The organism is Pseudomonas sp. OTU5201 (assembly GCF_038440135.1).
GTDB classification, from domain to species: Bacteria; Pseudomonadota; Gammaproteobacteria; order Pseudomonadales; family Pseudomonadaceae; genus Metapseudomonas; species Metapseudomonas resinovorans.
Genome location: NZ_JASATC010000009.1, coordinates 1 through 15,773 on the forward strand (window position 1 = coordinate 1; position 15,773 = coordinate 15,773).

The window sequence follows — 15,773 nt, forward strand, 5'->3', positions numbered from 1 at the left end:
TCTTCGCCCCTTGATCTCAGAGCGGAAACCCACGCCACGCCTGGTTTCCTGGCACTTTCGTACCCCACAAATTCCCTGATTGCGCCCTTCAGCGGCAACTCGCCGTGCCGACTAAGTGAATGCCTGCCCGACGTGCCCAAACGCGCCCTTCCGGCGATCGCACAACTGCAACATTCGTCTGGTAGAGAGCCCACATCTCCTTTCCTGTTCCAAGAGGCGCAATACCATGTCTCTGCAACGCTCCTTGCGTGGCCAGAACCTCACCCTGCTCGGCGGCAGCCTGCTGCTGCTCCTGCTGATCGCCCTGTCGTGTATCCACTTCCTCTCCGGCGGCATCCAGTCCTATCGCGGACTGGTGGACGGCACGCTGGAGGCTTCAAGCCTGGTGGATGAGGCCAACCTCGAGTTCAAGGTGCAGGTCCAGGAGTGGAAGAACGTGCTCCTGCGCGGCAAGGAGCAGGAGAGCCTGAACAAGTACTGGAGCCAGTTCGAAGGTCAGGAAGCCAAGGTCCAGGCTCTCCTGGGCAAGCTGCTGGACAAGGCCCAAGGCCTCGAGGACAGCGCCTTGAAGGCCAAGGTGGAGAGCCTGCGCAATGAACACCGCAACCTCGGTATCGCCTACCGCAAGGGCCGGGATGCCTTCATCGCCGCTGGCGCCGACCCGATAGCCGGGGACAACGCGGTCAAGGGGATCGACCGCGCCGCCAGCGAACAGATGAGCGCACTGGTGGCCGAATTGCATGCCCGCGGCACCCAGCAATCCGAAGCCATCAGCGCCAGCGCCGACAGCACCGTGAACCTGGGCATCGTGGTGATGCTGCTGTCGAGCCTGGGCATCGGACTGTTCAGCCTCTGGCTGATCAACCGCAACCTGATCGCCCCCATCAGCTCGCTGATCGAACACATCGCCCAACTCAGCCAGGGCAACTTCGGCCAGCGCGTGGATGCCAGCCGCCAGGATGAACTCGGCCGGCTGGCTGTCGCCGCCAACACCCTGCGCGACTTCCTCGCCGACACGTTCAATCGCCTCAAGCAGAGCACTACGCAACTGGACAACGCCAGCGGAGAGCTCAATGCCATCGCCAGCCTGATGGCCGAGGGCACCCGCGAGCAGTTCTCGCGCACCGACCAGGTCGCCACAGCCATGCACGAGATGTCCGCCACCGCCCAGGAAGTGGCACGCCATGCCGCCGAAGCGGCCGGCGCCGCGGACCAGGCCGACCATTCGGCGCAGCAGGGAGGCTCGGTAATGCAGGCGACCATCCACAGCATCACCGGCATGCGCAGCGAAATCGCCAACACCGCCGACGTCATCCGTCGCCTGGAAAGCGACAGTGGCCGCATCGGCAAGGTGCTGGAAGTGATTCGCGGCATCGCCGAACAGACCAACCTGCTGGCCCTCAATGCCGCCATCGAAGCCGCCCGCGCCGGCGACCAGGGCCGGGGATTCGCGGTGGTTGCGGATGAAGTACGCACCCTGGCCCAGCGCACTGCCGAATCCACTGCAGAGATCCACCAGATCATCGATACGGTTCAGACCGGCGCCCTCAACGCCGTGCGCGCCATCGAGAACGGCCAGAACCGCAGCGAGGAGAGCGTCGCCCAGGTCACCGAAGCCGGGGCGATGCTGCAACGCATCACCGATGCGGTGGAAGCCATCCGTGACATGAACCGGCAGATCGCTACCGCCGCGGAGGAGCAGACCTCGGTGGCCGAGGACATCTCGCGCAACCTCACCGAGATCACCGCCATCGCCACCACAAACCAGGAAAACGTGCAGCGCACCCAAGGTGCCAGCCAGCACCTGCATGGTCTTTCCGGCGACCTCAACCAGCTCACCGCGCGCTTGCGCGCCTGACCGACAGGCGGCACAGGGAGGTGCCGCCCCGGACTTGGCCCACAGATCAGAAACTGCTAGGTTTCCGCTAGAGGAAATGTCGTAAAACTTCGCGATCTCCGTCGATCATCTTTGCCAGAGATCGACTATTCCCCCGAAAGCAATGTTCTGCAATTTCTTGTCTTTGACTTGGTCTAAGTCTGGTACTAAGGTGCTTGCCTCGCCAATTCCCAGGCCACTTTTTCCCTGCCAAGGAACCGGAATATGTTGCTCCGCCGCATGCTCATCATGCTGGGCGTAGTTGCCCTCGTGGTCCTCGCCCTCGCCGCCTACAAAGGCTTCTCGATCTACCAGCAGGTCCAGCAGTTCTCTGCGCCTCAGCCCCCCATCAGCGTCTCGGCCGAGAACGCCGTCGAGCAGCCCTGGCAGAGCCGCCTGCCCGCCATCGGCTCTTTGAAGGCCTTCCAGGGCGTCGATCTCACAGTTGAGGCCAGCGGCACCGTCCAGGACGTACTCTTCCTCTCCGGCGAGAAGGTCAAGCTGGGCCAACCGCTGATCCAGATGGACAGCGACGTGGAGCGCGCCAGCCTGGCTACCGCCGAGGCCGAGTTGTCCCTGGCCCGCGTCGAGTTCGCACGCGGCCGCAGCCTGGTCAGCCGGCAGAACATCTCCAAGAGCGAGTTCGACCGCCTTTCCTCGGAACTCCAGGCCGCCACCGGAAAGGTCGCCCAGCTCAGGGCGCTGCTGGACAAGAAACGCATCATCGCGCCCTTCTCCGGCACCATCGGCATCCGCCAGGTTGATGTGGGCGACTTCCTCTCCTCCGGCACCACCATCGCCACCCTGCAGGACCTCAACACCCTCTTCGTCGACTTCTTCCTACCGGAACAGTCCGCACCATTGCTGAAGGTCGGCCAGAAGGTACGCATCAGCGTTGCCGCCTTCCCGGGCGAGTTCTTCGAAGGCGACATCGCCGCGCTCAACCCCAAGGTAGAGGAAACCACCCGCAACCTGCAGGTGCGCGCCATGTTGCAGAACCCCGACGGCAAGCTGCTGCCGGGCATGTTCGCCAACCTGGAAGTACTGCTGCCCGGCGACCAGGAGCGCGTGGTGGTGTCGGAAAGCGCCATCACCTACACCCTCTATGGCAACTCGGTGTACGTGATCGACGAGAAGAAGAATGCCGAGGGCCAGCCCGAGAAAGGTCAGGATGGCCAGCCTCAGTTGGTGGTGGAACGCCGCTTCGTCGAAACGGGCGAACACCGCGATGGCAAGGTCGTGGTCCTCAAGGGCCTCCAGGCTGGCGAGCAGGTGGTGACCTCCGGCCAGCTCAAGCTGGACAACGGTTCCCACGTCGCCATCGTCCCTGACCAGACTCTGGCCACCAAACCGGAAAATCAAGCCCGCGCCCAGTGACACGCACGCGCGCGAAGGAACGGAACATGGCTTTCACAGATCCTTTCATCCGTCGCCCGGTACTGGCGACCGTGGTCAGCCTGCTGATCGTGCTGCTGGGCTTCCAAGCCTTCAGCAAGCTGGTGATCCGCCAGTACCCGCAAATGGAGAACGCCCTGATCACGGTGACCACCGCCTACCCGGGCGCCAACGCCGAGACCATCCAGGGATACATCACCCAGCCGCTGCAGCAGAGCCTGGCCAGTGCCGAAGGCATCGACTACATGACGTCGTCGAGCCAGCAGAACATGTCGGTCATCCAGATCTACGCCCGCATCGGCGCCAACTCCGACCGCCTCTTCACCGAACTGCTGGCCAAGGCCAACGAGGTGAAGAACCAGCTGCCCCAGGACGCCGAAGACCCGGTGCTGTCCAAGGAAGCGGCTGACTCGACGGCGCTGATGTACATCAGTTTCTACAGCGACCAGCTGTCCAACCCGCAGATCACCGACTACCTCTCGCGGGTGATCCAGCCCAAGCTGGCCACCCTGCCCGGCATGGCCGAGGCGGAAATCCTGGGAAACCAGGTCTTCGCCATGCGCCTGTGGCTGGACCCGGTCCGGATGGCAGCCTACGGCATCACTGCCAACAACGTCAGCGACGCCGTGCGCAAGTACAACTTCCTCTCCGCCGCAGGCGAAGTGAAGGGCCAGTACGTGGTGACCAGCATCAACGCCACCACCGACCTCAAGTCACCGGAAGCCTTCGGCGCCATCCCAGTGAAAACGGTGGGTGACAGCCGCGTGCTGGTACGCGACATCGCACGGGTGGAGATGGGCGCGGAGAACTACGACTCCATCAGCTCGTTCGACGGCATTCCTTCGGTCTACATCGGCATCAAGGGCACTCCCAGCGCCAACCCGCTGGACGTGATCAAGCACGTGCGCGCCATCATGCCGGAGCTCGAGTCCCAGCTGCCGCCGAACCTCAAGGTGTCCATCGCCTACGACGCCACCCGTTTCATCCAGGCCTCCATCGACGAAGTGGTGAAAACTCTGGGCGAAGCGGTACTGATCGTGATCGTGGTCGTCTTCCTGTTCCTCGGTGCGTTCCGCTCGGTGCTGATCCCGGTGATCACCATCCCGCTGTCGATGATCGGCGTGCTCTTCTTCATGCAGTTGATGGGGTACTCCATTAACCTGCTGACCCTACTGGCCATGGTGCTTGCCATCGGCCTGGTGGTGGACGACGCCATCGTGGTGGTGGAGAACATCCACCGGCACATCGAGGAGGGCAAGACGCCGTTCGACGCTGCCATCGAGGGTGCCCGAGAGATCGCTGTGCCGGTGGTGTCCATGACCATCACCCTGGCGGCGGTGTATGCGCCCATTGGTTTCCTAGAAGGCCTGACCGGCGCATTGTTCCGAGAGTTCGCCCTGACCCTGGCGGGCGCAGTGATCATCTCCGGCATCGTCGCCCTGACCCTGTCGCCGATGATGTGCTCCAAGCTCTTGCGCCACGATGAGAATCCGTCAGGCCTGGCGCACAAGCTGGACATGATCTTCGACCGCCTCAAGCGGCGTTATCAGAGCGCCCTGCACGTCACCCTGAACACCCGCCCGGTGGTGGTGGTGTTCGCGGTGATCGTGCTGTGCCTGATCCCGGTCCTGCTGAAGTTCACTAAGAGCGAACTGGCTCCCGACGAAGACCAGGGCATCGTCTTCATCATGGCCAAGGCGCCACAACCGACCAACCTGGACTATCTGAATGCCTACACCGGCAAGTTCGTCGAGATTTTCAAGGCGTTCCCCGAGTACTACTCGTCGTTCCAGATCAACGGCTTCGATGGTGTGCAGTCGGGCATTGGCGGGTTCCTGCTGAAACCCTGGGATGACCGCGAGCGCACCCAGATGGAGCTGCTCCACGAGGTGCAGGCCAAGCTCAACCAGATCCCCGGCCTGCAGATCTTCGGTTTCAACTTGCCGTCGCTGCCAGGCACCGGAGAAGGCCTGCCGTTCCAGTTCGTGATCAACACCCCCAACGACTACGAGTCGCTGCTGCAGGTGACCGAACGCATCAAGGCGCGCGCAATGGAGTCGGGCAAGTTCGCCTTCCTCAACGTCGACCTGGCGTTCGACAAACCGGAAGTGGTGGTGGACATCGACCGCGCCAAGGCCGCGCAAATGGGTGTGTCCATGGAAGACCTGGGCTCGACCCTGGCCATCCTGCTGGGAGAAGGCGAGATCAATCGCTTCACCATCGACGGCCGAAGCTACAAGGTGATCGCCCAGGTGGAACGTGCCTACCGCGACAACCCGGGCTGGCTGAGCAACTACTACGTGAAGAGCGAAAGCGGCGCGATGGTGCCCCTGTCGACCTTGATCAGTGTGCATGACAGCGCCCGGCCGACCCGTCTGAAGCAGTTCCAGCAGCTCAACTCGGCAGTCATCGAAGGTTTCCCGCTGGTGAGCATGGGCGAAGCCATCGACACCGTGACGCAGATCGCCCGCGAAGAAGGGCCGCGCGGTTACGGCTTCGACTATGCCGGGGCCTCGCGCCAATACGTGCAGGAAGGCAGTGCGCTCTACGTCACCTTCGCACTGGCCCTGGCGATCATTTTCCTGGTGCTGGCCGCGCAGTTCGAGAGCTTCCGCGACCCGCTGGTCATCCTGGTGACGGTGCCGCTGTCCATCTGCGGTGCGTTGATCCCGCTGTTCCTCGGCGTATCCAGCATGAACATCTACACCCAGGTGGGCCTGGTGACCCTGATCGGTCTGATCAGCAAGCACGGCATCCTGATCGTGGAGTTCGCCAACCAGTTGCGCCGCGAGAAAGGCCTGACGGCCCGTGAAGCGGTGGAGGAAGCCGCCGCCATCCGCCTGCGCCCGGTACTGATGACGACAGCCGCCATGGTGTTCGGCATGGTGCCGCTGATCCTCGCCACCGGCGCCGGTGCGGTCAGCCGCTTCGACATCGGCCTGGTCATCGCCACCGGTATGTCCATCGGTACGCTGTTCACGCTGTTCGTCCTGCCTTGCGTCTACACACTACTGGCGAAAAAAGAACTGCAGCCGGAAGGCCAGCCGTCGACCAGTCACTGAGCCATGAGGCCATGAACAAAAAACCCCGCTTCGCGGGGTTTTTTATGAATCCTGCCTCACTCCTGACTACGCAGTCCCTGCGACAGACCGACCATGAACAGCAGTAGATTCTCGTCGGGTTGCACCTGCGCTTTCAGGCGCGCGTTAGGCGGCAATGGGCAGTAACCCAACCCGTTGACGCTAACCACTGAGGGTGTAGGTTCATGCCAGGCAGCCACCGCCAGGGAGGCCACCCCCAAGGCGCCGACGAGGAACAAAGCTCGCGTGACTTCTAACTTCATGATCGCAACCCCTTGATAGCGCTGCCAAACGCTGCTTCATTACCCTAGATCAGTATCTGCTCTTCCGCCTCATCCAGTGACGAACGGCGCCTAAACTGCCACATCTGGCGGGAAATCGCTTGTTTGATCGACAGTCGGCACCGGGTCCGGCGGGGCCATTTTTGGCCTGTCACCCTCCCCCGCCTCCCGGATGCAGGCAGCGGAGGTTAGCTGGCAAATGTTGCAGAACGAGGTCGCCGGCGCGCATCCGGAAGCAATGGAAAAACGCACGGCTGGTCGTAATGACGATACCCAGCTTGCCCCCGCCTTGGTCAGAAAATGGTCAAATCCCGGTGAAAAAAGCGTCAAGGTGCAACGTCGGGATGCCGCTTGAGCTCCACCTGGAAGCGGCAACCGGTAGGCTCCACCGCGCTCAGGCTGACCGTCCAGCCCTGGTTGTCGCAGATGCGTTGCACCAGGGACAGCCCCAACCCCAGGCCGTCGCCACGCCGCGCCGCGCCGCGCACGAAGGGACGGAACATGGCCTCGCGGTCCTCTTCCGGAATGCCGACGCCGCTGTCTTCCACCACGAATCCGCCCTCCCCCAGCACCAGGCGAATGCTGCCGCTGTCGGTGTAGTGCAGGGCGTTGCGCAGCAGGTTGCCCAGTACCGAACGCAGGAAGGACGCGTTGTAGCGTTGTTCCTGGGGATCGCCAGGCTGGTACTCGAAACACAGTCCCTTGCTCTCAATGGGGTCGCGCCACTGGTTGGCCAGGTCATCGGCCACGCTGCGCAGGCTCGCCCGGGGCGCCAGGCGAGCTTCGTCGTGCTGGGAACGCGCGAGCATCAGGAAGGTCTGCACCAGGTCGCGCATCTCCTCGGTGGCGCGAGCGATCCGCTGCACCTGGGCGCGGCCGCGCGGGTCGAGATTGGGGTTGTCCGCCAGCAGCTCGCATGAGCTGGCCAGCACCATGAGCGGGGTACGCAGTTCATGGCTGACGTCGCTGGTGAACAGCCGCTCGCGATTGAGCACCTCGTGCAAGCGGCCCAGGGTGTCGTCGAAAGCCTGGGCCAACTGGCCCACCTCGTCGGCGGCGTAGTCCGGCGCCAGGGGCGGCGCCATGCCCAGCAACTGGTCGCGATGGCGCACCTGCCGGGCCAGACGCACCACGGGCTCGATCACCTTGCGCGCCAACACCCAGCCGAGCAGCAGGGCCAGCACCACGCTGAGGCCGAAGCCGACCATCACCACCCGATAGAGCACCTGTTCGCGCGCTTCGAATTCGCTCTGGTCCTGCAACATCACGTAGCGGCGCCCGCCGAGCTCGCGAACCAGCGCGTGGTAGGAGTTCTCGTCTTCGAACACTTCATGGAAGCCCGGCTGCAGTTGGCCCAGGTCCTCGGGAATGAAGTAGGGCGCGGGGCCATCGCTGCTGTAGAAGCGGGTATCGCTGTCCAGGCTTGGCGCCCTGCCCTTGGCGATGTTCTGGGTGAGGACCCGGTTGAGTTCGTTGTTCAGATCGCGGGAGATCAGTTGCTCCTCGATCAGGTGCACGACCTCAATGATGCCCACCGCGAAGGTGCCGCCCACCAGGGTGGTCATCAGCACGAAGGCGATGAGAATCCGCCGTGCCAGGCTCTGCTTAAACTCCATCTGCGGACTCCGCCAGGCGATAGCCCAGCCCGTGCAGGGTGTGCAACAGCGGCTTGCCGAACGGCTTGTCGATTACCTGGCGCAGCTGGTGGATATGGCTGCGCAGGGCGTCGCTGTCGGGACAGTCGTCGCCCCAGAGGGCTTCTTCCAGCGCCTCGCGGCGCACCAGGTGGGGACTCTTCTGCATCAGCACGGCGAGCAGCTTGAGACCGATGGGGTTGAGTTTGAGCGGTTTGCCCGCGCGGCTGACTTCCAGGGTGTCGAGGTCGTAGCACAGGTCGGCCACCTGCAGGCTGCGCTTGCCGCCGCCCTGGGAGCGGCGCAGCACCGCCTCGATGCGGGCGGCCAGTTCGGACAGGGCGAAGGGTTTCAGCAGGTAGTCGTCGGCCCCGGACTTGAAGCCCTGCAGGCGGTCGTCCAGGGCGTCGCGGGCCGTGAGCATGATCACCGGCGTGTCACGTCGCGCCTCCTCGCGCAGGCGGCGGCAAAGGTTGTAGCCGTCCAGCCCCGGCAACATGATGTCCAGCACGATCAGGTCGTAGTGTTCGCTGCTGGCCAGGTGCAGGCCGGACAGGCCGTCACGCGCGCAATCGACGCTGTAGCCCCTGAGCTCGAGGAAATCGGCCATGTTGGCCAGGATGTCGTGGTTGTCTTCGACTAGCAGGATCCGCATCGGCTCAACTCCATTCATCAACCCACTGACGGCCAGTTGCCAGGCAACGCACCTTTGACCGGCAATCCGGCTGGAGTTCCGATCGTTCAGGTGTCGCTGGATCATACCCATCCCGACCTGTCGGTACATTTCTCCGAGCAAGAAAAAGCCCCGCACGGGGCGGGGCTTCTTCGGACCGGATGGCCGGGTGGCTTACATCATGCCGCCCATGCCGCCCATGCCGCCCATGTCAGGCATGGCCGGGCCGGCCTTGTCGTCAGCCACTTCGGCAACCATGGCCTCGGTGGTGACCATCAGGCCGCCGATGGAGGCAGCGGCTTGCAGAGCCGAACGGGTGACCTTGGCCGGATCGAGGATGCCCATCTCGATCATGTCGCCGTACACGCCGGTAGCGGCGTTGAAGCCGTAGTTGCCGGAACCTTGCTTGACCTTGTCGACCACCACGCTCGGCTCGTCGCCGGAGTTGGCGACGATCTGGCGCAGCGGCGCTTCGACAGCGCGACGCAGCAGGGCGATACCGACGTTCTGGTCTTCGTTGTCGCCTTTCAGGCCTTCGATGGCCTGCAGGGCACGTACCAGGGCAACGCCACCGCCAGGAACCACGCCTTCTTCGACGGCAGCACGGGTCGCGTGCAGGGCGTCTTCAACGCGGGCTTTCTTCTCTTTCATCTCGACTTCGGTAGCCGCGCCGACCTTGATCACGGCAACACCGCCGGCCAGCTTGGCCAGACGCTCTTGCAGTTTTTCCTTGTCGTAGTCAGAAGTGGTTTCTTCGACTTGCTTGCGGATCTGGGCAACGCGGGCTTCGATGTCAACCTGAGCGCCAGCGCCGTCGATGATGGTGGTGTTTTCCTTGCTCAGGACAACGCGCTTGGCGTTACCCAGGTGCTCGAGGGCAGCGCTTTCCAGGGACAGGCCGACTTCTTCGGAAATCACGGTGCCGCCGGTCAGGATGGCGATGTCCTGCAGCATGGCCTTGCGGCGGTCGCCGAAGCCCGGAGCCTTGACGGCCGCGACTTTGACGATGCCACGCATGTTGTTCACAACCAGGGTAGCCAGGGCTTCGCCTTCAACGTCTTCAGCGACGATCAGCAGCGGGCGGCCGGCTTTGGCGACTGCTTCCAGGACCGGCAGCATTTCGCGGATGTTGGAGATCTTCTTGTCCACCAGCAGGATCAGCGGGCCGTCGAGTTCGGCGACCATGGTGTCCGGCTTGTTGATGAAGTAGGGGGACAGGTAGCCGCGGTCGAACTGCATGCCTTCTACGACGGACAGTTCGTTTTCCAGGCCCGAGCCTTCTTCAACGGTGATCACGCCTTCCTTGCCCACTTTCTCCATGGCTTCGGCAATGATGTTGCCGATGGACTCATCGGAGTTGGCGGAGATGGTGCCTACCTGGGCGATGGCCTTGGTGTCGGCGCAGGGCTTGGCCAGCTCTTTCAGCTGGGCAACGATGGCGATGGTGGCCTTGTCGATGCCGCGCTTCAGGTCCATCGGGTTCATGCCGGCAGCGACGGCCTTCAGGCCTTCGTTGACGATGGCCTGAGCCAGAACGGTAGCGGTGGTGGTGCCGTCACCGGCAGCGTCGTTGGCCTTGGAGGCCACGTCTTTCACCAGTTGGGCGCCCATGTTTTCGAACTTGTCTTTCAGCTCGATTTCCTTGGCAACGGAAACGCCATCCTTGGTGATGGTCGGAGCGCCGAAGGATTTGTCCAGAACAACGTTACGGCCTTTCGGGCCGAGGGTCGCTTTAACGGCATCGGCCAGTACGTTTACGCCGACCAGCATTTTCTTGCGGGCGGAATCGCCGAATTTGACTTCTTTAGCAGCCATGTTGATTGATCCTCAATTCTTTGATGTTTTATGCGGAGATTTGCGGAACTCAGGCTTCGACGACGGCGAGGATTTCGCTCTCGCCCATCACCAGCAGTTCTTCGCCATCAACCTTGATGGTGTTGCTGCCCGAGTACGGGCCAAACACCACTTGGTCACCGACCTTGACGGCCAGCGGACGCACTTCGCCGTTGTCCAGCAGGCGACCGGTGCCTACAGCGACGACTTCGCCACGGTTCGGCTTCTCGGCAGCCGAGCCCGGCAGCACGATGCCGCCAGCGGTTTTGGTCTCTTCTTCGCTGCGACGAATGACGACGCGGTCATGCAGAGGACGAAGCTTCATTGTCGATCTCTCCCAATAGTGTTGTGACATCGACCGGTGCGAACACCGGTGGGTTGGTAATGTCCGGCGGGGCCGGGTGCAGCGCGACAGGCGCGCCGCTGAATTCAGACCTGCCGATCAGCAGGAACCTTGCGGTGACGGATACATAGGGGCGCCTGGAGGCATTTCAAGGGCGACGCGCAAAAAAAATGCACTTTATTGGTCGCGACGCTCGTACTCGCCTTCGATAACGTTGGGACGCACCTGGCCGCTACGGGCGGCCATGTCATCGGCGAAGGCGCGCTGGTGCATGGCCTGGGCGGCGGCGCGCTGGCGCAGGTTGCGGATGAACAGGCGACGAGTGAAGGGAATCAGGCAGAGCAGGCCGAAGATGTCGCTGATGAAACCCGGCAACAGCAGCAGGCCACCGCCGACGGCAATCAGCAGGCCCTCAAGCATTTCCTGCTCAGGCACTTCGCCGCGGGCCAGACGTTCACGGGCACGCCAGGCAGTGGCAACGCCGGCCACCCGCAGCAGCACGCTACCGAGCACGGCGGTGCCGACCACCAGTAGCAGGGTGGGCAGGACGCCAATCACGCTGCCGACCTGGATCAGTACAGCCAGTTCGATCAGCGGAAAGAGCAGGAACAGAAAGAGAAAAGCGCGCATCACGAGTTTCCTTGGCGGAAGAACAGCTTCCGATAATCCGCTAGATGAAGCCACCGCCCGCCCAATTCAAGCCACCGCCTCTCCGCTGGTCGGCCAGACTTCGGCGCGAGCCAGCTGCACCAAGGCCTGCCGGACCGCACCTGGGTTGTTACAGGATGTTGGGAAGGGCAGCCAGTGAAGCGTCTGACCGATGCGTAGGTGGAATCCTTCAGAGTCGATCCCGACCATCTCCGCAACGGGTTCCGACGGCAAGCAGGCCAGCTCCACGTAGTGAGCGATGGCATTGGCGTGGTCGCTGTTCATGTGCTCCAGCATGCTGATCTCGGCTGCCCCGGCGAAGGCATTGGCCAGCACCAGTTGATCCACCCAGTGGATAGCGCCGAATCCGCCGATGAAGCGGGCGCGCACCGGCTCGAGGCGCCAGAAATCGAAATCGTGGGTGCGGTGATAGTCCGCGGCCTGCGGGAAGTAGCGGTAGTAGCGAGTCGCCGCGGCTTCCACCTCGGCCTGCTCGCTGATCTGCCGTGCTTCGGCCAGCAGGGTCAGGCGCCCGGCGGCCTGGACGTCGGCGGCGCCGCGTTCGCCCACCAGCAGCGAGCACTTGGCGTCCTTCTGCAGGTTATGGGTGTGCTGGGCGATACGGCTGATGAGGATCAGCGGTCGGCCTGCGGCGTCCAGGCAGTAAGGCACCACTGATCCGAAAGGGAAGCCAGGCATGGCCTTGGAATGGGTGGACAGCACCCCTTGGTATTCCTTGAGCAGCATTTCTCGTGCATGCTTTGCAGCTTTCACGCTCACCTTATGACTCCTCGCAGAGAATCCGTCGAAAACGGACGAGCGCCCAGAATAGCGGTTTACCGGCGCCAGCGGGGGCAAAGCGACTGTTATTCGAGGGGATTTTCATGCAACTCAAAGACAAGGTCATCATCATTACCGGTGGTTGCCAGGGCCTCGGCCGCGCCATGGGTGAGTACCTGGCGGCGAAGGGCGCAAAACTGGCCCTGGTGGACCTGAACCAGGAAAAACTGGATGACGCCGTTGCGGCCTGCAAGGCCGCCGGCGGTGATGCCCGTGCCTACCTCTGCAACGTGGCCAACGAAGAGCAAGTGACCCACATGGTCGCCCAGGTCGCCGAGGACTTCGGCGCCATCAACGGCCTGGTGAACAACGCCGGCATCCTGCGCGACGGCCTGACCATCAAGGTCAAGGACGGCGAAATGACCAAGATGAGCCTGGCCCAGTGGCAGTCAGTCATCGACGTAAACCTGACCGGTGTCTTCCTCTGCACCCGCGAAGTCGCCGCCAAGATGATTGAGTTGAAGAACGAAGGCGCAATCATCAACATCTCGTCCATTTCCCGCGCCGGCAACATGGGCCAGGCCAACTACTCCGCGGCCAAGGCCGGTGTCGCCGCCGACACCGTGGTCTGGGCGAAGGAGCTGGCCCGCTACGGCATCCGCGTAGCTGGCGTGGCACCGGGCTTCATCGAGACCGACATGGTCGCCAGCATGAAGCCGGAAGCCCTGGAGAAGATGACCTCCGGCATTCCGCTCCGCCGCCTGGGCAAGCCGATGGAAATCGCCCATTCGGTAGCCTATATCCTGGAAAACGACTACTACACCGGTCGCGTCCTGGAACTGGACGGCGGTCTGCGCCTGTAAGACCCCGCTCAAACAGAAAGCCCCGCGATGCGGGGCTTTTTGTTTGCTTCGGCGGTTTGTCAGCCCGCGCGCCGCAGAAGCCAGAAGCCTGCCAGCGCGCAGATACCCGCCGGCACCAGCACAGCGACCAGCGGCGAGAAGCCAAACACCAGGCTCGACGGCCCGAGCAGGTCCTGGCTGATTCGAACCACGAAGCCAATCACCACGCCGGTAAACACTCGCTGGCCGAGAGTGACGGAGCGCAACGGGCCGAAAATGAAGGAAATCGCCATCAATACCAGTGCAGCGGTGACCAGGGGTTGCAGCACCTTGGTCCAGAACGCCAACCAGTAGCGTCCGTTGTTAAGCCCCTGCTCCGCCAGATAGTGGGTATAGCGCCACAGGCCGGAGATCGACAGTGCTTCAGGCTCCATCACCACGGTGCCGAGCAGCTCCGGCTTGAGCTCCACATCCCAGCGTTCAGTGACGTTGTTGACCACCTCCGTGCGATCGCCACGAAAATGGGTAGTGGACACATCTTCCAACTGCCAGTGGTCGCCCTGGAACAGTGCGCGCTTGGCAAAGCTGGCGGACTGCATGTGGCGCTCACCATCAAAGCGGTAGCGGGTCACGCCATAGAGCACTCCATTGGGCTGCACGGCGTTGATGTGGACGAATTCTTCGCCCTGACGGTGCCAGAGGCCGCGCTTGGAGCTCTGCGCGTCACCACCGCCCTGCGCCAGGGACCGATTGGCCTGGGCCAGGTTTTCGCTCCAGGGGGCTGCGTACTCGCCAATCAATACGCCCACCACCATCAGCACCAGCATGGGCTTCATCACCGCCCAGACAATTCGGCCGATTGAGACACCCGCGGCACGCATCACCGTCAGCTCGCTGCTGCTGGCCAGGGAACCCAGTCCTATCAGGCTGCCGATCAGCGCTGCCATCGGCAACATCTCGTAGATCCGGCGCGGCAGGGTGAGGAAGACGTACCAGGCGGCAGCGAACACATCGTAGTCCCCGCCAATGTCACCCAGCTCATCGATGAAGGCGAACAAGGCCGCAAGGCTGACGATGACCCCCAGCACCGCGAGGATGCCGAAGAACACACTGGTGCCGATGTAACGATCCAACCTAACCATGGGCCACCTCTCGGGCATCACGACGAGCCGCCCACTTCAGTCGCAGTGGCTCCCAGTACAACAACAGCAGGCCGACCGCGATGAACAATCCATGCACCCACCAAAGACCGATGGCCATGGGAATGCGCCCCTTGTCCAACTGGCCGCGCGCAGCAATCAGCAGGGACAGGTACGCCATATACAGCAGGATCGCCGGAAGCAACTTGAGGAAGCGCCCCTGGCGCGGATTGACCTTGGACAAGGGAACCGCCAACAGCGTGACCACGAATACCAGCAGCGGAATCGATAGACGCCACTGCAGCTCCGCCTGGAAGCGAGGATCATTGCTACCGATCAGCTCGGACGTAGGCACCGCTTCACGCTCGCCAATCTCGGAGCTGATTTCCGGTTTGGGCAGCAACACACCGTAGGTTTCGTACTGGATGATCCGGTAATCCGCCTTGCCCGGGTTGCCGTCATAGCGGTAGCCGTTCTTGAGGATCAGGTAACGACTGCCATCAGGTTGGATCTCCTGGTGGCCCTTCTCCGCCACCAGCACGCCGATACCGCGGTCCTTGCCGTCTTGGCGCGATATCCGCTTCTCGGAGATGAACACACCACCCAACTCGCCGCGATCGGAGGACAGGGTTTCGGTATAGGTCACCCGTCCCCCACCCTTGAGCGCCTGGAAACGCCCGGGGACCAGGGTATCGAGTTCGGTCAGGGCATCCTGCTCATTGAGAATTCGCGCCACCTGGCCGACGCCCTGAGGCGCCAGACCCAGGCTCAGCCAAGCCACGATCAGGGCCACCAGCAGTGCCGGCGCCAGGCTGTAGACCATCAACCGCTGTTGGCTCATGCCGGTGGCGCTGAGCACAGTCATTTCACTTTCGAGGTAGAGCCGGCCATAGGCCAGCAGGAAGCCAAGGAACAATCCCAGGGGCAGGATCAGTTGAAGAAAGCCGGGAATCCGGAAACCCATGATCAGGAACAGTACGCCGGGGTCCAGGGCCCCTTGCGCGGCCTGTGCCAGGTACTTGATGAAGCGGCCGCTCATGATGATCACCAGCAGCACGGCACTGACCGCACTCAGGGTGACCAGCACCTCGCGGGAGAGATAACGGAAGACAATCAAACCAGACACTCCAGGGTTGTCAGGCTCAGGCGGCTACGCTCAAACTAGCCGCTTTATGGCCAGCCCGCCGCAAAGACGGGCCACTGAAAAAATAGCCGGCATTATCCGTTAATACCGGCTCTTTGTCTTGGG

General features: G+C 62.8%; 14 protein-coding genes and 1 pseudogene. 6 read left to right on the top strand and 9 right to left on the bottom strand.

What is annotated here, in order from left to right:
* Positions 1–814 precede the first annotated feature (814 nt).
* The 4 genes and pseudogenes from AAHM40_RS27210 to AAHM40_RS07585 all read left to right on the top strand — a co-directional run.
* A pseudogene (locus tag AAHM40_RS27210) lies at positions 815–925 on the top strand (hypothetical protein); the annotation flags it as partial.
* Between the two features lie 228 nt (positions 926–1,153).
* A complete protein-coding gene (locus AAHM40_RS27215) occupies positions 1,154–1,858 on the top strand; it encodes a methyl-accepting chemotaxis protein (protein ID WP_446731546.1) in 705 nt (234 codons plus the stop codon).
* A gap of 243 nt (positions 1,859–2,101) precedes the next feature.
* Positions 2,102–3,253 carry an efflux RND transporter periplasmic adaptor subunit gene (locus AAHM40_RS07580; RefSeq protein ID WP_342244100.1) on the top strand — a complete coding sequence of 384 codons (1,152 nt, stop codon included), beginning with the start codon at positions 2,102–2,104 and terminating at the stop codon, positions 3,251–3,253.
* 26 nt (positions 3,254–3,279) lie between these two features.
* On the top strand, positions 3,280–6,333 hold the full coding sequence (locus AAHM40_RS07585; RefSeq protein ID WP_342244101.1) for a multidrug efflux RND transporter permease subunit: 3,054 nt from the start codon (positions 3,280–3,282) through the stop codon (positions 6,331–6,333).
* 56 nt (positions 6,334–6,389) lie between these two features.
* On the opposite strand, the gene AAHM40_RS07590 is transcribed toward AAHM40_RS07585, so the two are convergent.
* A complete protein-coding gene (locus AAHM40_RS07590; protein WP_028628722.1) occupies positions 6,390–6,614 on the bottom strand; it encodes a hypothetical protein in 225 nt (74 codons plus the stop codon).
* Positions 6,615–6,831: 217 nt separating this feature from the next.
* Here AAHM40_RS07590 and AAHM40_RS07595 point away from each other — a divergent pair, with 217 nt between their 5' ends.
* Positions 6,832–6,987 carry a hypothetical protein gene (locus AAHM40_RS07595; protein WP_342244102.1) on the top strand — a complete coding sequence of 52 codons (156 nt, stop codon included), beginning with the start codon at positions 6,832–6,834 and terminating at the stop codon, positions 6,985–6,987.
* Here the strand turns inward: AAHM40_RS07595 and AAHM40_RS07600 are convergent.
* The 6 genes from AAHM40_RS07600 to AAHM40_RS07625 all read right to left on the bottom strand — a co-directional run bounded on the left by AAHM40_RS07600 (position 6,959) and on the right by AAHM40_RS07625 (position 12,543).
* Entirely contained in the window at positions 6,959–8,248 is a 1,290-nt protein-coding gene (locus AAHM40_RS07600; protein ID WP_342244103.1) for a sensor histidine kinase, read from the bottom strand. The genes AAHM40_RS07595 and AAHM40_RS07600 overlap by 29 nt on opposite strands.
* The gene (locus tag AAHM40_RS07605) at positions 8,238–8,921 is read right to left on the bottom strand and encodes a response regulator transcription factor (protein ID WP_342244104.1); all 684 of its coding nucleotides are present in this window, start codon (positions 8,919–8,921) and stop codon (positions 8,238–8,240) included. The genes AAHM40_RS07600 and AAHM40_RS07605 overlap by 11 nt, the downstream gene beginning before the upstream one ends.
* Before the next feature lie 192 nt (positions 8,922–9,113).
* A complete protein-coding gene (groL, locus tag AAHM40_RS07610; RefSeq protein ID WP_342244105.1) occupies positions 9,114–10,754 on the bottom strand; it encodes a chaperonin GroEL in 1,641 nt (546 codons plus the stop codon).
* Positions 10,755–10,803: 49 nt separating this feature from the next.
* The gene (locus AAHM40_RS07615) at positions 10,804–11,097 is read right to left on the bottom strand and encodes a co-chaperone GroES (protein WP_028628402.1); all 294 of its coding nucleotides are present in this window, start codon (positions 11,095–11,097) and stop codon (positions 10,804–10,806) included.
* A 195-nt stretch (positions 11,098–11,292) separates the two neighbouring features.
* A complete protein-coding gene (locus tag AAHM40_RS07620; RefSeq protein WP_342244106.1) occupies positions 11,293–11,745 on the bottom strand; it encodes an FxsA family protein in 453 nt (150 codons plus the stop codon).
* A gap of 66 nt (positions 11,746–11,811) precedes the next feature.
* Positions 11,812–12,543, bottom strand: a complete 732-nt coding sequence (locus tag AAHM40_RS07625) for a HugZ family pyridoxamine 5'-phosphate oxidase (protein ID WP_342244107.1) — start codon at positions 12,541–12,543, stop codon at positions 11,812–11,814.
* 104 nt (positions 12,544–12,647) lie between these two features.
* On the opposite strand from AAHM40_RS07625, the gene AAHM40_RS07630 reads away from it, so the two are divergent.
* Positions 12,648–13,406, top strand: coding sequence for an SDR family oxidoreductase (locus AAHM40_RS07630; protein WP_342244108.1), 759 nt, complete (start codon positions 12,648–12,650; stop codon positions 13,404–13,406).
* Between the two features lie 59 nt (positions 13,407–13,465).
* Here the strand turns inward: AAHM40_RS07630 and lptG are convergent, their stop codons facing one another.
* Positions 13,466–14,527: an LPS export ABC transporter permease LptG gene (lptG, locus tag AAHM40_RS07635; protein ID WP_342244109.1), complete on the bottom strand. Its 1,062-nt coding sequence runs from the start codon at positions 14,525–14,527 to the stop codon at positions 13,466–13,468.
* On the bottom strand, positions 14,520–15,641 hold the full coding sequence (lptF, locus tag AAHM40_RS07640; protein ID WP_342244110.1) for an LPS export ABC transporter permease LptF: 1,122 nt from the start codon (positions 15,639–15,641) through the stop codon (positions 14,520–14,522). The genes lptG and lptF overlap by 8 nt, the downstream gene beginning before the upstream one ends.
* Between the last annotated feature and the right edge of the window lie 132 nt (positions 15,642–15,773).